Origin of the sequence: Pseudacidovorax sp. (assembly GCF_017991995.1) — a bacterium.
GTDB lineage: Bacteria > Pseudomonadota > Gammaproteobacteria > Burkholderiales > Burkholderiaceae_C > Xenophilus.
Map to the genome: position 1 here is coordinate 443760 of NZ_JAGOPN010000001.1, position 19760 is coordinate 463519.

At 70.0% G+C, this 19760-nt stretch carries 17 protein-coding genes; 7 read left to right on the forward strand and 10 right to left on the reverse strand.

The annotated features are described in order from the left end of the window. Positions 1 to 175 precede the first annotated feature (175 nt). The 3 genes from KBC94_RS02065 (at position 176) to KBC94_RS02075 (ending at position 2012) form a co-directional block, all read left to right on the forward strand. Positions 176 to 1174, forward strand: a complete 999-nt coding sequence (locus KBC94_RS02065; protein ID WP_294365782.1) for a DnaJ C-terminal domain-containing protein — start codon at positions 176 to 178, stop codon at positions 1172 to 1174. A gap of 239 nt (positions 1175 to 1413) precedes the next feature. Continuing rightward, positions 1414 to 1626, forward strand: a complete 213-nt coding sequence (locus KBC94_RS02070; RefSeq protein ID WP_294365784.1) for an AbrB/MazE/SpoVT family DNA-binding domain-containing protein — start codon at positions 1414 to 1416, stop codon at positions 1624 to 1626. Further along, on the forward strand, positions 1626 to 2012 hold the full coding sequence (locus KBC94_RS02075) for a type II toxin-antitoxin system VapC family toxin (RefSeq protein ID WP_294365786.1): 387 nt from the start codon (positions 1626 to 1628) through the stop codon (positions 2010 to 2012). Before KBC94_RS02070 ends, KBC94_RS02075 begins: the two co-directional genes overlap by 1 nt. Positions 2013 to 2074: 62 nt before the next feature. On the opposite strand, the gene KBC94_RS02080 is transcribed toward KBC94_RS02075, so the two are convergent. Continuing rightward, positions 2075 to 2941, reverse strand: coding sequence for an IclR family transcriptional regulator (locus KBC94_RS02080; RefSeq protein ID WP_294365787.1), 867 nt, complete (start codon positions 2939 to 2941; stop codon positions 2075 to 2077). A 138-nt stretch (positions 2942 to 3079) separates the two neighbouring features. Here KBC94_RS02080 and KBC94_RS02085 point away from each other — a divergent pair, with 138 nt between their 5' ends. The 3 genes from KBC94_RS02085 to KBC94_RS02095 all read left to right on the forward strand — a co-directional run bounded on the left by KBC94_RS02085 (position 3080) and on the right by KBC94_RS02095 (position 7853). After that, positions 3080 to 4057 (forward strand): tripartite tricarboxylate transporter substrate binding protein, encoded by a 978-nt coding sequence (locus tag KBC94_RS02085; RefSeq protein WP_294365788.1) that lies wholly within the window; start codon positions 3080 to 3082, stop codon positions 4055 to 4057. 65 nt (positions 4058 to 4122) lie between these two features. Next, positions 4123 to 6486 carry a cytochrome P450/oxidoreductase gene (locus KBC94_RS02090; RefSeq protein ID WP_294365791.1) on the forward strand — a complete coding sequence of 788 codons (2364 nt, stop codon included), beginning with the start codon at positions 4123 to 4125 and terminating at the stop codon, positions 6484 to 6486. 353 nt (positions 6487 to 6839) lie between these two features. Next, positions 6840 to 7853 (forward strand): hypothetical protein, encoded by a 1014-nt coding sequence (locus KBC94_RS02095; RefSeq protein WP_294365793.1) that lies wholly within the window; start codon positions 6840 to 6842, stop codon positions 7851 to 7853. A 60-nt stretch (positions 7854 to 7913) separates the two neighbouring features. On the opposite strand, the gene KBC94_RS02100 is transcribed toward KBC94_RS02095, so the two are convergent. After that, positions 7914 to 8846 (reverse strand): LysR family transcriptional regulator, encoded by a 933-nt coding sequence (locus KBC94_RS02100; RefSeq protein WP_294365795.1) that lies wholly within the window; start codon positions 8844 to 8846, stop codon positions 7914 to 7916. Between the two features lie 190 nt (positions 8847 to 9036). On the opposite strand from KBC94_RS02100, the gene KBC94_RS02105 reads away from it, so the two are divergent. Then, positions 9037 to 10083 carry an aldo/keto reductase gene (locus KBC94_RS02105; protein ID WP_294365797.1) on the forward strand — a complete coding sequence of 349 codons (1047 nt, stop codon included), beginning with the start codon at positions 9037 to 9039 and terminating at the stop codon, positions 10081 to 10083. A gap of 73 nt (positions 10084 to 10156) precedes the next feature. Here the strand turns inward: KBC94_RS02105 and KBC94_RS02110 are convergent, their stop codons facing one another. The 8 genes from KBC94_RS02110 to KBC94_RS02145 all read right to left on the reverse strand — a co-directional run bounded on the left by KBC94_RS02110 (position 10157) and on the right by KBC94_RS02145 (position 19667). Then, positions 10157 to 11149 (reverse strand): Bug family tripartite tricarboxylate transporter substrate binding protein, encoded by a 993-nt coding sequence (locus KBC94_RS02110; RefSeq protein WP_294365799.1) that lies wholly within the window; start codon positions 11147 to 11149, stop codon positions 10157 to 10159. 45 nt (positions 11150 to 11194) lie between these two features. After that, complete coding sequence (locus KBC94_RS02115) at positions 11195 to 11959, reverse strand: SDR family NAD(P)-dependent oxidoreductase (RefSeq protein WP_294365801.1); 765 nt, start codon at positions 11957 to 11959, stop codon at positions 11195 to 11197. A gap of 14 nt (positions 11960 to 11973) precedes the next feature. Further along, entirely contained in the window at positions 11974 to 12657 is a 684-nt protein-coding gene (locus KBC94_RS02120; RefSeq protein ID WP_294365804.1) for a dienelactone hydrolase family protein, read from the reverse strand. A 28-nt stretch (positions 12658 to 12685) separates the two neighbouring features. Next, on the reverse strand, positions 12686 to 13435 hold the full coding sequence (locus KBC94_RS02125; protein ID WP_294365807.1) for a GntR family transcriptional regulator: 750 nt from the start codon (positions 13433 to 13435) through the stop codon (positions 12686 to 12688). 341 nt (positions 13436 to 13776) lie between these two features. Further along, entirely contained in the window at positions 13777 to 14661 is an 885-nt protein-coding gene (gene mmsB, locus KBC94_RS02130) for a 3-hydroxyisobutyrate dehydrogenase (RefSeq protein ID WP_294365808.1), read from the reverse strand. 123 nt (positions 14662 to 14784) lie between these two features. Then, positions 14785 to 15900 (reverse strand): enoyl-CoA hydratase/isomerase family protein, encoded by a 1116-nt coding sequence (locus KBC94_RS02135; protein WP_294365809.1) that lies wholly within the window; start codon positions 15898 to 15900, stop codon positions 14785 to 14787. Between the two features lie 94 nt (positions 15901 to 15994). Further along, entirely contained in the window at positions 15995 to 17149 is a 1155-nt protein-coding gene (locus KBC94_RS02140) for an acyl-CoA dehydrogenase family protein (protein WP_294365811.1), read from the reverse strand. Between the two features lie 994 nt (positions 17150 to 18143). Beyond that, on the reverse strand, positions 18144 to 19667 hold the full coding sequence (locus KBC94_RS02145; RefSeq protein ID WP_294365813.1) for a CoA-acylating methylmalonate-semialdehyde dehydrogenase: 1524 nt from the start codon (positions 19665 to 19667) through the stop codon (positions 18144 to 18146). Positions 19668 to 19760 lie beyond the last annotated feature (93 nt).

Here is a 19760-nt window from a genome sequence, read left to right on the forward strand (position 1 = left end):
GCCAGGACTGCACCTGTGGGTCAGCATCGCCTGGCGCGCAACGCGTGCAGGACCCGCGACGTGGCGCGCCCCCACAGCGCCGCGCCGTCCGGGCGGCACGCCTTGGGCGTCCGGCGACGCAAGGCCCGGCACGGCCAGGGCCTTGCGCATCCACCAACCTGGGACACGCAACGCCATGGACGCTTCGAAGAACCACTACGACACACTGGGCGTGGCGCCCGACGCCACCGCCGACGAGATCCGCAAGGCCTACCGCCGCCTTGCGCGCAAGTACCACCCCGACGTCAGCAAGGAAGCCGACGCGCAGACGCGCATGCGCGAGATCAACGAGGCCCACGAGGTGCTCGGCGATCCCGCCAGGCGCGCCGAATACGACGCGATGGCCGAGCGCCTGCGCCGCGGCGCGACCATGGGGCACGGCGACGGCTTTGCGCCGCCGCCGGGCTGGGAAGACGGCTCCAGCTTCTTCCGCAGCGGCGGCCCGGGCGCCGGTGCCGAGGCGCCGGACCTCGGCGCCTTCTTTTCCGACCTGTTCGGCGCCGGCGCTACCGGGCCCACGGGTGGCGGTGCCGCGCGGCGCACCCGCGCCGCAACGGGCGAGGACCGCCATGCCGCCATCGAGGTCCCGCTGGAATTCGCCCTGGCCGGCGGCGAGCGCGAGATCCAGTTGCAGGCGGTGGAGCTCGACGCCGGCGGGCGGCCCCGGCCGGTGACCCGGACGCTGCAGGTTCGCGTGCCACGCGGTGTGCGGCCCGGGCAGCAGATCCGCCTGGCGGGCCAGGGCATGCCGGGCATCGGCGGCGAGCCGGCCGGTGACCTGTACCTCGAGGTGCGGATCGCGCCGCACCCGCTCTACCGCGTCGAGGGGCGCGACCTGGTCATGGATCTGCCCGTGACGCCCGCCGAGGCCGCGCTGGGTGCCGAGGTGGAGGTGCCGCTGCCGGGCGGCGGCACCGGGCAGGTGAAGGTGCCGGCTGCGGCGCGTGCGGGCATGAAGCTGCGGCTGAAGGGCCGCGGGCTGGGTGGCGACCTGTACCTGGTGCTTTCGATCGCCGTCGCGCCGGCCGACAGCGCGGCGGCGCGCGCGGCCTACGAGCAGCTCGCCAGGGCGACGGCCGGATTCGACCCTCGCCGCGACCTCGGCGCGCGCAGCCGCACGACCAGCACGGCATGAGGTAGGCGCTGCGGGCTCCGGACCGCATCGCCGCAGCGGCGGCGGCGCCGTCGCGCCACCGCCCGAGCCTTGGACAGCCATGCCGGCCGCGCCGCCGCCTGGCGTCCGATCCAAACAGGTTGTGCCGATCCCTTTTGTCACCGGAGCCGATGGGGCGGCCCCGCCGGCCGGGTCTGGCGCCATTGAGCCAGGGCGCTATATTCTTACCTTTTCATTATCGATACCAGGAGAGTAGGAAAATGGCCGCCACCGCCACGTTGTCCAGCAAGTTCCAGATTTCCATTCCCAAGGCCGTGCGGGACGAACAGCAGTGGAAGGCCGGGCAGGAGTTCGTGTTCATCCCCAAGGGCAAGGGCGTGCTCGTGATGCCCGTACCGGAGTTGGAGCAATTGGCCGGCATTGCCAAGGGCGCGCGCAAAGACGATTACCGTGACCGCGAGGACCGCTACTGATGGCGGCGCAGCGCGTGGTCGATACGTCGGCCTGGATCGAATGGCTCGATGGCAGCGCATTGGGCAAGAGAGTCGGCCAGCAATTTCCGAAGAAGGCGCAGTGCATCGTCCCCACCATCGTCCAGCTCGAACTGTCGAAATGGATGATGCGGGAAGTCGGCGAGGAAGAGGTCAACCAGGTGATGGCCTACACCCAGAAATGCGTGGTCGTCCCCCTGGACACCGCCATTGCCCTGCTTGCGGCGGACCTGCACCGCGAATACCGGCTGGCCACGGCCGACGCGATCGTGTACGCCACAGCCCGGCGCGTGGGCGCGGAGTTGCTGACCTGCGATGCCCACTTCAAGAACCTGCCGGACGTGGTGTTCTTCGCCAAGTCCGCGTAAGGGTCACCCAAGGACAGGCGTGACATCGACATGCGGCGCAAGGGCCGCATGCCGGGCGGCACTCAGGCGCCGCCGCCATGGACCCCATGGCCCAGATGCCGGCTGGCGGCAGACGCGGCCTCGCGCAAGGCCAGGCCCACCGGCCCCTCGGGGTCGGGATCGAACCCGCCCGTGGCGCCCAGCGCCGTGATCACCGCCCGCACCCGACCGGCATGGTCGAACAGGGGCGCCGCGATGGCGCTGATGCCCGGCAGGTTGGTGTCGCGCACCCAGGCGCAGCCGGCGGCCCGCACGGACTCGCACAGCTGCGCGATGGGCCGTTCGTCCGCGAGCGAGGCCCGATGCCGCCCATCGGCCTGCGCCAGTTCCGCCTCGGCCAACGCACGCACGCGCGCCTCGTCGCCCAGCCACCCCAGGAAGGCGCGGCCCGTGGCCGACCACAGCATCGGCAGCACCGAGCCGACGCGCACGTTCACCGTGATCGGCAGGCCGGGCTCCTCGAAGCGGACGATGGTCGGCCCTTTGTTGCCCATCACCGCCAGGAAGCAGGTCACTTCGAGCGACTCGCGCAGGTGCACCAGTGCGGGCTCGGCCAGCCGGAGCGGGTCGGCCTGGCGCATGGCGGCCACGCCGATCTGGATGGCCGCCGCCCCCAGGAAGTAGTGCTGCGAGCCGCTGTCCTGCGTCACCAGTTCCTCTTCGACCAGGCTGGCCAGGTAGCGGTGGACCTTGGCGGGGCTTTCGCCCACGTGGGCGGCCAGGGCCGTCAGGCTGGCCCGCCCGCCCAGGCGCGCGAGGCCCTTGAGCACGGCCATGCCGGTTTCGGCGGACTGCACGCGCTGACGGCGTTCGCGGGCACGCGCGGGGGCTTCAGGCTCGGCCGATCCGGCGGTGGCGCCATCGGCTTCGGAAACAGGGGAATCGGGCAAGGGTGGAGGTCGGCGGGGCATGGTGCGCAAGGGAATCGGGTTAACCCGATCCGTGAGATTACGCAATGCGTATCAAAATTACGCCTATCAAAAACCCGAAGACGCCTTGTCGGGCGTCAAGATCTGGAGACTTTTCCAATGAAGAAGCTTCTGGCTTCCTGCCTGATGGCGCTGCCGTTGCTGGCGCCCGTCGCCTCGGCCCAGGCACAACAGGCCGCCTACCCGTCCAAGCAGATGCGCTGGCTGGTGCCCTACCCGGCGGGTGGCGGCTCGGACTTCCTGGCCCGCACCATCGGCCAGCAGCTGTCCGCGCAGACGGGCCAGCCGGTGCTGGTCGAGAACAAGCCGGGTGGCAACACCGCCATCGCCGCCGCCGACGTGGTGCGCTCGCAGCCGGACGGCTACACCCTGCTTTCGGCCGACAACGGCACGCTGGTGTTCAACCCGGTGCTCTACAAGAGCCTGAGCTACAACCCCGGCAAGGACCTGGCGCCCGTCACGCTGATGGGCCGCTTCCCGATGATCCTGGTGGTCAGCCCCAGCGTCACCGCCAAGGACGCCAAGGAATTCATCGCCCAGGTCAAGGCCAATCCGCAGGGCATCAACTACGCCTCGGCCGGCGCGGGCAGCCCGCACCACCTGGCGATGGAGCTGCTCAAGACCGAGGCCGGCCTCAAGATGACCCATGCGCCCTACCGCGGCGCCGCCCCGGCCCTGGCCGACGTGGCGGGCGGCCAGGTGCCGGCCATGATGGTCGACCTGGCGGCCGGTGCGGGCTTCATCAAGGGCGGCAAGGTGCGGCCCCTGGCCGTGGCCAATGCCACGCGCCTGCCGCAGCTGCCCGATGTGCCGACCTTCGCCGAGCTGGGCTTCAAGAACGTCGAGGCCGCCGCGCTGGTGGGCCTGGTCGTGCCGGCCGCCACGCCAGCCGAGACGGTGAACGCCCTCAACAAGCAGGTGGTGGCCGCCATCAACGCGCCCGATGTGCACAAGAAGCTGATCGATTTCGGTGTCGAGCCGGTCGGCAACACGCCCGCGCAGTTCGCCGAACTGCTCAAGGGCGAGAACGCGCGCTGGCACAAGCTGATCCGTGACCTGAACATCACGCTCGATTGATTCTTCACCGGCGCCCGCGCTGTCTTCCGGGATAGCGCGGGCGTTTCGCTTTCCGGAGTTGCCGAATGACTGCCTCGACCGCCGACGCCCCTGCTTCCGCTCCTGCCGGCGGCTGCCCCTTCGCCCATGCCGCCGCGCCCGCACCGGCCGCGCCCAATGGCTGCCCGGTCAGCCATGGCGCCGCCGCCTTCGATCCCTTCAGCGACGGCTACCAGCAGGACCCGCCCGAGTACGTCCGCTGGGCCCGGGAGCAGGAGCCCGTCTTCTACAGCCCGCTGCTGGGCTACTGGGTGGTGACGCGCTACGAGGACATCAAGGCGATCTTCCGGGACAACCTCACCTTCAGCCCCTCCATCGCGCTGGAGAAGATCACGCCCACCGGGCCCGAGGCCAACGCGGTGCTGGCCAGCTACGGCTTCGCCCTCAACCGCACGCTGGTCAACGAGGACGAGCCGGCCCACATGCCGCGCCGCCGTGCGCTGATGGAGCCCTTCACGCCCGAGCACCTGAAGCACCACGAGCCGCTGGTGCGCCAGCTGGCGCGCGAGTACGTCGACCGCTTCATCGACGACGGCCGCGCCGACCTGGTGGACCAGATGCTCTGGGAGGTGCCGCTCACCGTCGCCCTGCACTTCCTGGGCGTGCCCGAGGAGGACATGGACACGCTGCGCCAGTACTCCATCGCCCACACGGTCAACACCTGGGGCCGGCCGAAGCCGGAGGAACAGGTGGCCGTGGCCCATGCCGTGGGCAACTTCTGGCAGTACGCGGGCCAGGTGCTCGACAAGATGCGCGCCGACCCCGACGCACCGGGCTGGATGCAGTACGGCATCCGCATGCAGAAGCAACTGCCGGAGGTCGTGACCGACTCCTACCTGCATTCCATGATGATGGCCGGCATCGTCGCCGCCCACGAGACCACGGCCAACGCCACGGCCAATGCGATGAAGCTGCTGCTGCAGCATCCCACCGCCTGGCGCGAAATCTGCGAAGACCCGGGCCTGATCCCCAACGCCGTCGAGGAATGCCTGCGCCACAACGGCTCGGTCGCCGCCTGGCGCCGGCTGGCGACCAAGGACGTCACCGTCGGCGGCATCGCCATCCCGGCGGGCAGCAAGCTGCTGATCGTCACCTCGTCCGCCAACCATGACGAGCGCCACTTCGCCGATGCCGACCTGTTCGACATCCGCCGCGACAACGCCAGCGACCACCTGACCTTCGGCTACGGCTCCCACCAGTGCATGGGCAAGAACCTGGCGCGCATGGAGATGCAGGTCTTCCTGGAGGAGTTCACCCGCCGGCTGCCGCACATGCGCCTGGCCGCGCAGCAGTTCAGCTACGTGCCCAACACCTCTTTCCGCGGCCCCGAGCACCTGTGGGTGGAATGGGATCCGACGGCCAACCCCGAGCGCCGCGATCCGGTCGCCCGCGATGGCGAGCGCGCGCCGGTGCGCATCGGCGAGCCCACGGGCCATGCGCTGACGCGGCCCGTGGTCGTCGAGCGTGCCGAGCCGGCGGCCGAGGGCATCGTCCGCCTGCGCCTGGTGGCGGCCGATGGCGGGACCCTGCCCCGCTGGTCGCCCGGCGCGCACATCGACGTGGAGTGCGGCGAAACGGGGCTGTCGCGCCAGTATTCGCTGTGCGGCGACCCCGACGATGCCCTTGCCTTCGAGATCGCCGTGCTGCTGGAGGCAGAGAGCCGGGGCGGCTCGGCTTGGATGCATGCCCATGCCCACGAAGGCGTCCGCCTGCGCATCCGCGGCCCGCGCAACCACTTCCGGCTCGACGAAGGGGCGAAGCGCCTGGTGCTGATTGCTGGCGGCATCGGCATCACGCCGATCAGCGCCATGGCGCGGCGGGCGCAGGCGCTGGGCATTCCCTACGACCTCCACTACTGCGGCCGTCGGCGCGCCACGATGGCGATGGTGGACGAGTTGCAGGCACTGCACGGCGAGCGGCTGCACCTGCACGCGGGCGACGAAGGCCGGCGGCTGGACCTGGCCGAACTGCTGCGCGTGCCGATGCCCGGCACGCAGGTCTATGCCTGCGGCCCCACGCGCCTGCTCGATGCGCTGGCTGCCCACACCGCCCACTGGCCCGAGGACAGCCTGCGCGTGGAGCATTTCGCCTCCACGCTCGGCACGCTGGACCCGAGCCAGGAGCATGGCTTCGACGCCGAACTGAAGGATTCGGGCCTGACCATCGCCGTGCGGGCCGACCAGACGCTGCTTCAGGCCCTGCGCGCCGCCAACATCGACGTGCAGAGCGATTGCGAGGAAGGCCTGTGCGGCTCCTGCGAGGTGACGGTCATCGAGGGGGACATCGACCACCGCGACCGCGTGCTGACCCGCGCCGAGCGCGAGGAGAACCGCAAGATGATGAGCTGCTGCTCGCGGGCCTGCGGGCAGAAGGTGGTCTTGCAGCTTTGAACCGGTCGCCGATTCAGCGTCCCTATTCCGCCGCCGGGCCCTGAATATCCATGGATCGACTGACGCTCAAAAAAGACGGCAAGCCCAAACGACTGATAACCAACTGTCAATGCAACAGTGAAGCTTAAAGAATTGTTCACGTAAGCTTCCTTGGCATGGAAAGCCCACTCCGAGTGAGCAATGCGGCGCACTACCATTCCCGGCTTTCCGGGAGTGCACTCATGAAGCCATGTGCTTTTAGGCTTTTTGACAAAAAGAAAATAGACGTCTTATTGGCGGTCGGCGCAGCGCGCAAACCGCTGGCAATTCTTCTGGGGGGCGCATTGATTTGCGGGGCCGCCGGCGCACAGATCGTGATCAGCGACAGCGGCGTGGCGCCGGCCAATCCCGGCGCATTGCTCGAAATGGACAGCAACAGCCGCGGTCTTCTGTTCACCCGTATTCCCCTGACCGACAGCAGCACCTGGGGCCTGGCGGGCAGCCAGCCCGTCGATGGCATGGTGGTCTACAACACCACCTCGGGCAATGGCCTGGCACCCGGGCTCATGGTGTGGACCAGCGGCCGATGGGTGAATGTGAACGACACGTCGTACCTCAACGTCAACGCCGGCGCCGCCGGCAATGCCTCGGCCGCCACATCGGGCGCCACCGGCACGGGCAGCATGGCGGTGGGGCCCGACGCCAGCGCCGCCGGGGGCCAGGCGCTGGCCGTCGGCCAGAACACCAGCGCAGCCGGCGCGGGCGCCGTCGCCGTCGGGCACAACGCGTCGGCCTCCGGTGCCGGGTCGGTGGCCCTCGGCGAATCCGCCACGGCCGACACCCCCAACAGTGTGGCCCTGGGCGCCGGCAGCCAGACCCGCCCGACCGTGGCCACGCCGGGCACGCGGATCGCCGGCAGCGACTACGCCTTCGCGGGCGGCAGCCCGGCCGGGGCGGTCTCGGTCGGGAGCAACGGCAGCGAGCGCCAGGTCCAGAACGTGGCGGCAGGCCAGTTGAGCCCCGCCAGCACGGACGCCGTCAATGGCAGCCAGCTCTACGCCACCAACCGTGCCGTGGAGGCCTTGAATGCGTCCACCGGGGTCCTGCAGAGCCGGGTCGACCGGCTGCAGGATCAGCTCAGCCGCCAGGGCTCCGCCCTGTCGGGCGGCATCGCGGCGGCTGCGGCGATGGCCGTCGTCACGCCGATGGACCAGCGGCGCTATCACCTGACCGGGTCGGTGGCGAGCTACAACGGCCAGGCGGGGGTGGGCATGAACCTCCTGCGTCGCTCGGACGACGGCCGCACGACGCTGCATGCCGGCGTCGGCTGGGGCACGGGCGGCAGCAAGGCCATCGCCCGGGTGGGCTTCGGCGTCTCCTTCGACTGATGGGCCGCAGATGGTCGCCGGAGGCCTCTTCTTCGACGCGACCGAGCCGGTCGCGGCTGCTCAGGCCGGCGCCGCCCGGTCCGTGCGGAGCAGCCGCTCGCCCTCCGCGCGCCACCAGTCGATGAAGGCCCGCAGGGCCGGCGAGGTCTGGCGCCGGCCCGGGTAGTAGAGCTGGAAGCCGGTGCCCGGCGGGCACCAGTCGTCCAGCACGGCCACCAGCCGGCCGCTGCGCAGGTGCGGCGCGGCCATCGCCTCGTAGACATAGGCCCAGCCGGCGCCGTCGAGCGCGGCCTGCAGCGCGAGCGGCTGGTCGTCGACCGTCAGCCGACCCGGCACGTCCAGCGCCACGCGCTCGGTGCCGCGGGCGAACTCCCAGTGATAGAGCTCGCCGTGCGGAAAGCGCTGGCGGATGCAGGGCCGGGCCAGCAGCGCCCAGGGGTCCTCAGGCGCGCCGTCCGCGGCCGCCAGCGCCAGCGTGCCGACCACCACGAAGCGCTGCGGACCGCCCATCGGCAGGGCCACCATGTCGCGCGGCACCGCCTCCTCGAAACGGATGCCGGCGTCGCAGCCGGCGCCCACGATGTCCAGGAAGCCATCCTGCGTCTGCAACTCCAGCGCGATGCGCGGGTGAGCGGCGAGGAAGGCGGACATGACCGGCTCCATGATCAGTTGTGCGGCGCTGCGGGGCATGTTCAGGCGCAGCAGCCCGGCGGGCTCGCCCGCGGCCTCGTGCGCGGACTGCCAGGCGGCCTCCAGCCCGTCGAGATGGGGTCGCAGACGTGCCAGCAGTTGCAGGCCGACGGCACTGGGCGCGACGCTGCGCGTGGTGCGCTGCACCAGCGGCTGTCCCAGCGCTTCTTCCAGCGCCCGCACCGACTGGCTCACCGCCGAGGGCGTGACGCCCAGGCGGGCGGCGGCGCGGCGATAGCTCTGCAGTTCGGCCACCGCGGCGAAGGCGCGCAGCTGGCGAAGGTCGGGTGGCGACGGCGTCATGGGGCCGGATTGTGAAGCGGCGCTGCATGGGCCATGCAGCCTGCGCTGGATTGCCACGCTGGCGCCTGCGGACGACGATGCAGACCTGTCCAGCGTGCTGGTGTGCGCGCCGCGCTGGCGTCAGTTCCATCCAGGCCGGTGCCTGGCCCGCCAGCCAGGGGGCCCGCCGTCTTTCTTCCATGAGGCTTTCATGAGCATCCGCCCCGCCCCTTCCGATCCCGTTTCTGCCGCACCGCGCCCGCTCGCCGGCCGCCCGGTCTTCCCCGTCGGCCTCGGCTGCATGGGCATGAGCGAGTTCTACGGCGCCACCGACGACGCCGAATCGCTTGCCACGCTGCGCGCCGCAGTCGACCTCGGCGTCCAGCATTTCGACACCGCCGACACCTACGGCTTCGGCCACAACGAGCAACTGGTGGGCCGCTTGCTCGCCGGCCTCGCCGCCGCCGACCGCCAGCGGCTGACCGTGGCCACCAAGTTCGGCATCGTGCGCGAGCCGGGCCGTTACGAGCGGCGCATCGACAACACGCCGGCCTACATCCGTGCGGCCTGCGAGGCCTCGCTGCGGCGGCTGGGCACGGACCGCATCGACCTCTACTACTGCCACCGGCGCGACACCGCAGTGCCCATCGAGGACGTGGCCGGCGCGATGGCGCAGCTGGTGGCCGAGGGCAAGGTGCGGGCCATCGGCTTCTCGGAGATCGGCCCGGAGAGCCTGCGCCGCGCCCATGCGGTCCATCCGGTGGCTGCGCTGCAGAGCGAGTTCTCCCTCTGGGAACGCGGGCTGGAGACCGAGCTGCTGCCGCTCACCCAGCAGTTGGGCGTCGCTCTCGTCGCCTACAGCCCGCTGGGCCGCGGCATGCTGACGGGCGCCCTGCCGGCAGCGTCGGAACTGGAGGAAGGCGACTTCCGCCGGGCCCTGCCCCGCTTCAACGGCGAAGCGGCCGAGGCCAACCGGCGGCAGGTGGAGGCCCTGAAGGCGCTGGCGGCGCAATGGGATCTGCCCGCCACGCAACTGGCCTTGGCCTGGGCGCTGCACCGCGGCCCCCACGTGCTGCCGATCCCGGGAGCGCGGCGGCAGACGCATCTGACGCAGAACGTCGGCGCCGCAGGCGTGGTGCTCGACAGCGCGCAGATGGCGGCGCTGGACCGGCTTTTCTCGCCCGGGTCGGCCGCCGGCGCGCGGTATCCGGATGCGGGCTGGGCCGGCATCGAGGGCGCCGACGGTTTGCCACGGTAGCCTCTGTTGCGGCGGAAGTCGGCGCCTTGGACCGCCCGCGACTCAGCGTCCTCCCCCGGCCGACGGCAGCGGCTCACGACTCCGCGGTGAAGCCGATCTTGCGCACCAGCGGACCCCAGCGCTCGGTCTGCGCCCGCTGCGATTCGGCCATCTCCTCCGGCGACGACACGGAGGCCACGAGACCCACGCCCGCCAGCGAGTCGACGACGGCACGGTTCGCCATGGCAAGGCGCAGGGCCTCGTTGGCGTTCTTCACCACACTGGCCGGCGTTCCCGCCGGTGCATAGAAGCCGAACCATTCCTCGCTGCTGAGCATCGGGAAGCCCTGCTCCGCAAAGGTCGGCACCTCGGGCGTGAAGACCGTCCGCCGCGGCCCCGAAGTGCCCAGCAGGCGCAACTTGCCGGCCTTGTAATGCGGCAGCAGATCGCCCGTCGTGGTGAACATCACCGGGATCTGGCCTGCCACCACATCGGCAATACCGGGCACGGCGCCCCGGTAAGGAACCTGGACCAGCGGCAGCTTGGATTCGAGCCCCAGCAGCGCGCCCAGGAAGTGCGAGGTCGAGCCCGCGGCCGGCGAGCCGTAGCTGGCGAACTGCGGATTGGCCCGGACCCAAGCCACGTAGTCCGGCAGCGTCTTGACCGACGCCGGAACCATCGGGCCGACGGCCATGGCCTGTGTGGTGGTGGCGGCGATGCCCACGGGCACGAAGTCGGCCACCGGGTCGTAGCCCAGCTTCTTGTAGACGAAGGGGAAGATCACCATGCACGAGTACGGCGTGCACAGCAGCGTCTGGCCATCGGGCGCCGCGCCTTTGACCGCCATGCAGGCGATCTGTCCGCCGGCGCCCGACCGGTTGTCCACGATGGCGGTCTCGGCAAAGCTGCCGCCCAATTTCTCGGCCACCCGGCGTGCCACCAGGTCGGTGGTGCCACCGGGGGCGTAACCCACGACGATCCGGGTGGACTTCAGGGGTGCGGGCTGCGCCCGTGCTGAAGTGATGGCCAGGGGCGGCAGCACCAGGGCGGCGGATCCGGTGGCGACGAGTCGGCGGCGAGTGAGCATGGAAACTCCAGGTTCAGGGTTGACGGAAATCGGACAGCCGCGCGTTCAGATGGCGCAGTACCCGCCATCGACCGGCAGCGTCACACCCGTGATGCAGGCAGCCTGGTCCGAGGCGAGGAAATGAACGGCATGGGCCACATCGGCCGGCAGGACCGTGCGATGGAGCGGCACGCGCTCCAGGAAGGCGGAGAGCGCCTTGGGATCGCGGCGGGTGCCTTCCGTCATGTCGGTTTCCGTGATGCCCGGCGCCACGGCATTCACCCGGACGCCGTCGCCGCCGAGTTCGAGCGCCAGGGCCTGGGTCAGCTGCTTCACGCCGCCCTTGGACGCGGTGTAGGCCGCCGAATTGCGCACGGCCACGAATGCGTGGATCGACGCCACATTGACGATGCAGCCACGCGTCTGCCGCAGTTGCGGCGCGAAGGCCCAGGCGGCGTGGAAGCATCCGTCGAGGTTGACGGCCAACGTGCGGCGCCAGTTGGCAAGGCTGCCGGGCTCGTCCAACGCGCTGCGCAGGAGGATGCCAGCGTTGCTGACCAGCACGTCGCAGGGCCCCAGGCGCGCGCGGGTCGCCTCGGCCGCCTCCTGCAGGGCCTCGGCCTGGGCGACGTCGCTCACGCATTCCAGCACCGGCACACCGGTCGCCTGGACCTGCGCCGCCGCCTCGCGCAGCCGAGCGCCATCCACGTCCACCATGGCGATGGCCGCACCCTCGCGCGCAAAGCGATGCGCCACGGCCAGGCCAATGCCCTGCGCGGCGCCGGTCACGACGACGACGCGACCTTCGAGGGATCCGGGAGACCCGGCCATGTCCGACATCCGCTTCAGGCTGCCAGGAAGGCCAGCGTCCGCGTGCGCGCGAGTGCAGCGGCCTCGGCGTCGAAATGCTCGCCGCCCGGGCGGGCGAAGGCGTGGTCGCAACCCGTGTAGACGTGGGCCGGCATCCGGTCCTGCAGCGCTGCCCGCGCCAGGATGGTCTCGCGTGCTGCGGGCGGCACGAACCCGTCGAGCTCCGCGATGTGAAGCAGGCAAGGGGCCGCATCGACGCGCTGGGCCGGCAGCAGATCCTCCAGACCGACGCCGTAGTAGCTCACGGCTGCAGCGATCGGCGTGGACAGCGCCATCATCACGGCCAACCGTCCGCCCAGGCAGTAGCCAAGCGCGCCGACCTTGTCGCCGCGGCCCTGGGCCTGGAACCATTGGCGCGCGGCATCCAGGTCGTGGACGGCGCGTTCGAAGTCCATGCCCTGCATGAGCGCAATGCCCTGCTGGAACTGCGCGGGCACGCGGGGATCCAGCCGCACGCCCGGCTGCTGCCTGGCGAACAGATCCGGGCACAGGACCTCGAAGCCCTCCAGGGCCCAGGCCTGTGCGGCCTGCTCCATGGCATCGTTGATGCCGAAGATCTCCTGGATCAGCACCAGGGGACGCCCGGTGCCGGAGGCGGTGGGCACGTGGAGGGCAGGCAATGAAAAGCCGTCGCCGGCGGGGATCTGGATGAGTTGCATGTCGTGTTCCTTTGGATGGATGAGCGCCTCAGGCGGGTGCCCGATGGCTTTTGAGTTCGATGGAAATGAGTGCCGGGTTGTGGATGGAGCGCACGTACTCGATCAGCACATCCCCCGGTGCATAGAGCCATGCCTGCACCTGGAGCCCAGGCGCACCTTCGGGCAGGCCCAGCGCAGCGGCGGCGTCTGCATTCAGCGCACAGGCCGAGACGCAGTGCCGGATGCTGTGCACCGCAAGCCCGTACACCTTCTCGACGAGCGTGTAGACGCCGTCGACCTCCTCGGCCAGGAAGGGCGTGATGCCCGCGTATTTGTTGTCGACATAGACACGGGTCCAGGTGCACGGCGTGCTGGCTCCCTGCATGTGGCGGACACCGTCGATCGCGAGCCAGTAGCCGGTGCTGCTCGGCACGCCGACGAGGCCGGTGTCGGGCTCTCCCTTGACCGTGGCATGGCCATGGATACGCATGGCAGTCTGGCCAGCCAGCCTCAGGGCGTGTTCGAGGCCGTCCATCTGCTGCACGTAGGCATCGGCCATCGCAGCGGCGATGACTTTGGTTCCTACCTTACGTACACGCTGGACCACCCCACCCTTTTCGAGGATGTCGAGCGCCTGCCGAAGCGTGACGCGGCTCACCCCAAGCTCCTGTGCAAGATCGATTTCCTTGGGCAAAACGGTGCCGACGGAGCGCACGCCAGACTTGATCTGCTCGAGCAGCGTCACGCTGACCTGCCGGTACAGCGGTTCACTCGCGAAACTTGATCTGGTCTTTTTCATAAGGTACTAACCTAATAATAGATGGGATGAGGTTGCGCGCGCAAGCGCTTTGATGCGGCGCACGCATGCAGCAGCGATGGAGCGCCGGGCGGCGCTACGCCGAGGATTCGAACCGAGCGGTGCGGAAACTGCGCAAAACAGTGCGCGCCGCGCCTGCAAAGGGCAGCGACACAAAGAGGCGTGGGAGGGAGCAGTCTGCGCAGCGGCTCCCGCCACGCAACGCGAGCCGCAGGGAAATGCCGGGCGTGCCGGGCGGGAATGCCTTCGAACCGATGCCCGGATGCGGCCGCTGCAGGATGGGCTTCGGCAGCCTCGCGCCGCCTGTGGCGCTGACCCGGGCGTCAGCCCTTCTGCACCATCCGTATCACGCTGGAGAAGTCCAGCGCACCATGCCCCGCCAGGCTGTGCGCCGCATAGAGGCTGCGCGCCAGCCCGCCCAGCGGCGTGCTGGCCTTGACGGCCATGGCGTTCTCCTGCGCCAGGCCCAGGTCCTTGAGCATCAGGTCGGTGCCGAAGCCACCGGCGTAGCCCTTGGAGGCCGGGGCGGTCTCCATCACGCCGGGCAGCGGGTTGTACTTCTCCAGCGCCCAGTTGCCGCCGGAGCTGCGGCGCATGATCTCGGAGAGCACCTTCGGATCCAGCCCGTTGGCCACGCCCAGGGCAATGGCCTCGGAGGTGCCGATCATCAGGATGCCCAGGAGCATGTTGTTGCAGATCTTGGCCGTCTGGCCGGCGCCGGGGCCGCCCGCGTGGAAGATGTTGGCGCCCATCTTCTCCAGCACCGGCCGGGCCCGGGCCAGGTCGGCCTCGCTGCCGCCCACCATGAAGGTCAGCGTGCCGGCGATGGCGCCGCCCGTGCCGCCGGACACCGGCGCGTCGATGACGGCGATGCCGCGCGCGGCGCCGGCCTCGGCCACCTGGCGCGAGGTGGCAGCGGCGATGGTGCTCGAATCGATGACCAGCGTGCCGGGCGCGATCTGCGCCAGCAGGCCGCCCTCGCCAAGGTAGAGCGATGCCACATGGGCGCTGGCCGGCAGCATGCTGACCACCACCTCGGCCCCGCTCACTGCGGCGGCGGCCGACGCGGCAATGGCCACGCCCTGGGCCCGCAGCGCATCGCACGCGGCGGCCGACAGGTCGAAGGCGCTGACGGCATGGCCGGCCTTGTGCAGATTCAGGGCCATGGGGCCGCCCATGTTGCCGAGGCCGATGAATGCGATCTTCATGTGTGTCTCCTTGGATGTCTTGGGTGATGTCAGCGGACGAGAAGGCCGGCCTGCGGGTGCGGTGGTCGGTGCTGGTGCCTTGGGAGCAAGCGCGGCGGCTGCGGAGGAGCCGCCCACCGCCGCTCAGCGCAGCGGCACCAGCTCCGGCGCCATGTCGCCGCGCTCGCGCAGGTGGTCCTGCACGAACTCAGGGGTGATTTCTTCCAGCGTGGCCGGCTGCCACTTGGGGTTGCGGTCCTTGTCGACCAGCACGGCGCGGATGCCTTCGGCGAAGTCCTTGTGCGCGCAGAAGCCCAGCGAAGCCCAATATTCCAGCCGGAACACCTCCGCCAGCGACATGCGGGGCACACGGCGCCAGAGTTCCCACGACAGCGCGATGGAACTGGGCGCGCCCTTGGTGAAGGCGGCGGCAGCGTTCTGCAGCCAGGCGTCGTCGGCCTTCACGGCACGCAGCCGCTTGGCGATGTCCAGCAGGTCGTCGCCGGCCATCAGCGACTCGATGGTGTCGTAGTGCTCGCGCAGCTTCGACGGCAGGCGCGGCGCATCCTCGACCGCGGTGGCGAGGATGCGGGAGAGCAGCGCGCGGTCGGCCTCGCCCTGCCCTTGCCAGGCCGTGGCGCCGATGGCCTCCAGCACCTGGGGTTTGCGTGCCTGCGGCACCAGCACGTCGGCCAGGCCTGCAAAGATGGCATCGGCGGCGTTGATCTGCGCGGCCGTCAACGCCAGGAAGAGGCCCGTGCGCCCCGGCGCGCGGCGCAGGAACCAGCTGCCACCCACGTCGGGGTACAGGCCGATGTTGATCTCGGGCATGGCGATGCGGCTGCCTTCGGTCACCACGCGGTGCGAGGCACCCACCATCAGGCCGACGCCGCCGCCCATGACGATGCCGTGGCCCCAGCACAGGAAGGGCTTGGGGAAGGTGTGGATCAGGTGGTCGAGCTCGTATTCCTCGGCGAAGAAGCGCTCGGCGTATTCGTTGCGGCGCTCGCCGCAATCCAGCAGCGTCTGGTAGAGCTGGCGCAGGTCGCCGCCGGCGCAGAAGGCTTTTTCGCCCGCGGCCTGCAGCAGCACGCCGACGACCTGGTCGTCGGCCGCCCATTCGCGAAGTTGGGGCGTGAGCAGCCGCACCATGTCGACGGACAGCGAGTTGAGGGACGCCGGCGCATTGAGCGTGGCGACGCCGAAGCGTCTGCCATTGGCGGTGGGCAGGGAATCGAAGAGGACGACAGGTTCGGTCATGGGCGGGGAGCTTAGCGACGCAGGGCGCGCGGCGATATCAAGGACGGGACTGCAGTGGGATTCGTTTGGCGGCTCGGCGAGGCGTGACTGGACGTCAGCGCAGATCCGCATCGCCATCGAGCAGCTTGCGCGCGACGATGAGCCGCATGATCTCGTTGGTGCCTTCCAGGATCTGGTGCACGCGCGCATCGCGCAGCAGGCGCTCCAGCGGAAAGTCGCCCAGGTAGCCATAGCCGCCGTGCAGTTGCAGGGCCTCGTTGCAGACGGTGAAGCCGGCGTCGGTCGCAAAGCGCTTGGCCATCGCGCAATAGGTGCTGGCATCGGCATGGCCGGCGTCGAGCTTGCTGGCGGCCAGGCGCACCATCTGCCGGGCGGCGACCAGCTCTGTGGCCATGTCGGCCAGCTTGAACTGCAGGGCCTGGAAGCTGGCCAGCGGCTTGCCGAACTGCTGGCGCTCGTGCAGGTAGCGCCGCGCCGCATTCAATGCGCCCTGCGCGGCGCCCACCGAGCAGGTCGCGATGTTGATGCGGCCGCCGTCCAGCCCCTTCATGGCGATGCGGAAGCCCTCGCCCTCCTGGCCCAGCAGGTGGTCCGCCGGGATGCGCACGCCGTCGAAGTCGATGGTGCGGGTGGGCTGGCTGTTCCAGCCCATCTTGTGTTCCTTCTTGCCGTAGCGGATGCCGGGCGCGTCGGCCGGCACGGCGAAGGCAGAGATGCCCGACGGCCCGGCGCCGCCGGTGCGGGCCATGAGCACCAGCACGTCGGTCGAGCCCGCGCCGGAGATGAAGGCCTTGCCGCCGTGGATGGCGTAGTGGTCGCCGTCGCGCTCGGCACGGGTCTTGAGCGAGCCGGCGTCCGACCCAGCGCCCGGTTCGGTCAGGCAATACGAGGCCAGCTTGCGGCCGGCGGTCAGGTCTTCGCCCCAGTGCGCGCAAACGGCGTCGGTGCCCCAGGTGCCGAGCATCCAGGTCGCCATGTTGTGGATGGTGATGAAGGCCGTGGTCGAGGGGTCGACCGCAGCCATCTCTTCGAACACCAGCGCCGCATCCAGCCGCGGCAGGCCCAGCCCGCCGATGCGCTCGGGCGCATAGAGGCCGCAGAAGCCCAGTTCGCCGGCCTTGGCAATGGCCTCGCGCGGGAAGATCGCTTCGCGGTCCCACTGCGCGGCATGGGGCGCGAACTCGCTGGCGGCGAAGTCGCGGGCAGTGTCGGCGAAGGCGCGTTGTTCTTCGGTCAGTTCAAAGTCCATGGTGCTTCTTGTCTCTCTTGGCGCTTGGACGGCTTGTTTGTGCCGCGTTGTCTCGGCTTGGTCTGCTCAGGTGCGCAATTGACTGGCTGTGCGTTCTCGGTCGGCGCAATTTGTACGGTGGGGGCGGCGCGCGAGAACCGGCCCGCCGCGGGCTCGGAGTGAGGCGGTCGGCACTGCGTGCCGACTCCGCTGCGATGCTCCCGAACCCGGCCCGCGGCAGAACTCGCTACGCGCTGGCACGCTGCGCTCAAACAACTGCCGCGAGTCAGTTCACGAAGCAGGCCTGTCCTTCGGCAGGCCTGCGGCCGGGTTCGCTGCGCTTCTCGCCGCCTCACACATCGCCCACGGCGGGCCGGTCCTCGCGCGCAGGGACGCTGCGCATCATCGTGCCGGCACGGGCGTCCGCGCCCGACATCACCTGCCGGTTGGCCGCATGTGCCACCGACGCCGCAACCCCTGCCCGCCACGGATTGCAGCCTACGCCGTCGCCCGACCTTGGATGTCCAGAACACCTTCGGCATGGCGCGCGACGGACGTGACGCGCCGACGCCATCGCCTGGGGCCGCCGCGACGCCCGCCATGCCCAGAACGGTCACACCGACACAGACGTGTCGACACCGGGATTCGCGCGCAGCTTCGGTTCCGGCCCGGGCGGCGGTGGGTAACGCGGTGTGCGCCTGTGAGGCGCCGAGAAGCGCAGTGCATCCGGCCGCAGGCCTGCCGAAGGACAGGCCTGCTTCTTGATCTGACTCGCGGCGTTTGTTTGAGCGGAGCTGCCGCAGGCAGCGCAGCGAGTTATGCCGCGGGCCGGGTGCGCGAGCATCGCAGGGGAGTCGGCACGCAGTGCCGACCGCCTCACTGAAGCACGCCGCGTTACCCACCGCCGCCCGGGCCGGCGCGCCCGCCTCGAACACCGAGCGCACCACGACCGGAGACATGGCAACGGTACTCACACAGTCGGACTTACAACGAGCACCGGGCCCCAGCACCAAGTTCACTTCAACGAAATCGTCGTATTGACCCCCTGCGACACCGTCGAGTCGTCGAACCACCGCGCCGTCACCGTCTTGGTCTGCGTGTAGAACAACACCACCTGCTTGCCGTAAGGCCCCAGGTCCCCCAGCTTCGAGGCCCGCGATCCCGTGAACGAGAACAGCGGCACCGGCACCGGGATCGGCACGTTGATGCCCACCTGTCCCACGTCGATGTCCTCCTGGAACTTGCGCGCCGCCGCGCCCGACTGCGTGAAGATCGCCGTGCCGTTGCCGTTCGGATTGGCGTTGATGAACTCGATCGCCTCGTCCAGCGACGACGCTTCGGCCAGGCACAGCACCGGCCCGAACACCTCCTGGTCGTAGATCGACATGCCCGGCTTCACGCCCGAGAAGACCGTCGGCCCGACGAAGTTGCCCTTCTCGTAGCCGGCCACCTGCGGGTTGCGGCCATCCAGCTCCAGCGTGGCGCCATCGGCCACACCGCGCTCGATCAGCCCCACCACCCGGTCGCGCGCCGCGCACGACACCAGCGGCCCCACGTCCGTGCCCTTCTCCGTGCCGGCGCTCACCTTCAGCGTCTTGGCCTTCTCCACCAGCTCGGGAATCCAGCTTTGCGCCTCGCCCACCAGCACCGCCACCGACACCGCCATGCAGCGCTGGCCCGCGGCACCGAAGGCCGCGCCGGCCAGCGCATTGAGCGTCTGCTCCTTGTTGGCGTCAGGCATCACGATGGCGTGGTTCTTCGCGCCCATCATGCATTGCACCCGCTTGCCGGCCAGCGTGGCGCGGTTGTAGACATGCGTGCCCACCTTGGTCGAGCCCACGAAGCTGATCGCCTTGATGTCGCGGTGGTCGCAGATGGCGTTGACCACCTGCTCGCCGCCGTGCACCACGTTCAGCACGCCGGGCGGCACGCCCGCCTCCAGCGCCAGCTCGACCAGGCGCATCGTCACCATCGGGTCCTGCTCGCTCGGCTTGAGCACGAAGGTGTTGCCCGTGGCGATGGCCATCGGGAACATCCACAACGGGATCATGGCCGGGAAGTTGAAGGGCGTGATGCCGGCGCACACGCCCAACGGCTGCAGCAGCGTGTACGTGTCCACGCCCCCCGCCACGTTGTTGGCCAGTTCGCCCAGCTGCAGGTTGCCGATGCCGGCCGCATGCTCCACCACCTCCAGGCCGCGGAACACATCGCCTTCGGCGTCCGGCAGCGTCTTGCCCTGCTCGGCCGTGAGGATGGCGGCCAGCTCGCCCATGTGCTCGCGGATCAACTGCTGCAGCTTCAGGAAGATGCGCGCCCGCTGGCCGATGGCCGTCTTGCGCCAGGTCTTGAAGGCCTTCTGCGCCGCGGCGACGGCGGCGTCCACCTCGTCGGGCGTGGCGAAGGGCACGCGGGCCAGCACCTCCTGGGTGGCGGGGTTGACCACGTCGCGCCATTCGGTGCTGCGGGATTCGACGAACTCGCCGCCGATCAGCAGTTTGACGGTGGGCACCCGCGATGCGGGCGTGGGGGTGGCAGTCATGGCTTGTCTCCAGATGGGGCGGCGCTTGTGCCGCCGATGTGATCCGCCGCAGGATAGCTTTGCACTTTTGCCCCAGCAATAGACAAAAATTCG

Bases quoted from the DNA above. Each gene is read 5' to 3' on its own strand.
- KBC94_RS02065 (WP_294365782.1), top strand. From the start codon at position 176: ATGGACGCTTCGAAGAACCACTACGACACACTGGGCGTGGCGCCCGAC.
- KBC94_RS02070 (WP_294365784.1), top strand. From the start codon at position 1,414: ATGGCCGCCACCGCCACGTTGTCCAGCAAGTTCCAGATTTCCATTCCC.
- KBC94_RS02075 (WP_294365786.1), top strand. From the start codon at position 1,626: ATGGCGGCGCAGCGCGTGGTCGATACGTCGGCCTGGATCGAATGGCTC.
- KBC94_RS02085 (WP_294365788.1), top strand. From the start codon at position 3,080: ATGAAGAAGCTTCTGGCTTCCTGCCTGATGGCGCTGCCGTTGCTGGCG.
- KBC94_RS02090 (WP_294365791.1), top strand. From the start codon at position 4,123: ATGACTGCCTCGACCGCCGACGCCCCTGCTTCCGCTCCTGCCGGCGGC.
- KBC94_RS02100 (WP_294365795.1), bottom strand. From the start codon at position 8,846: ATGACGCCGTCGCCACCCGACCTTCGCCAGCTGCGCGCCTTCGCCGCG.
- KBC94_RS02105 (WP_294365797.1), top strand. From the start codon at position 9,037: ATGAGCATCCGCCCCGCCCCTTCCGATCCCGTTTCTGCCGCACCGCGC.
- KBC94_RS02110 (WP_294365799.1), bottom strand. From the start codon at position 11,149: ATGCTCACTCGCCGCCGACTCGTCGCCACCGGATCCGCCGCCCTGGTG.
- KBC94_RS02115 (WP_294365801.1), bottom strand. From the start codon at position 11,959: ATGGCCGGGTCTCCCGGATCCCTCGAAGGTCGCGTCGTCGTCGTGACC.
- KBC94_RS02120 (WP_294365804.1), bottom strand. From the start codon at position 12,657: ATGCAACTCATCCAGATCCCCGCCGGCGACGGCTTTTCATTGCCTGCC.
- KBC94_RS02125 (WP_294365807.1), bottom strand. From the start codon at position 13,435: ATGAAAAAGACCAGATCAAGTTTCGCGAGTGAACCGCTGTACCGGCAG.
- mmsB (WP_294365808.1), bottom strand. From the start codon at position 14,661: ATGAAGATCGCATTCATCGGCCTCGGCAACATGGGCGGCCCCATGGCC.
- KBC94_RS02135 (WP_294365809.1), bottom strand. From the start codon at position 15,900: ATGACCGAACCTGTCGTCCTCTTCGATTCCCTGCCCACCGCCAATGGC.
- KBC94_RS02140 (WP_294365811.1), bottom strand. From the start codon at position 17,149: ATGGACTTTGAACTGACCGAAGAACAACGCGCCTTCGCCGACACTGCC.
- KBC94_RS02145 (WP_294365813.1), bottom strand. From the start codon at position 19,667: ATGACTGCCACCCCCACGCCCGCATCGCGGGTGCCCACCGTCAAACTG.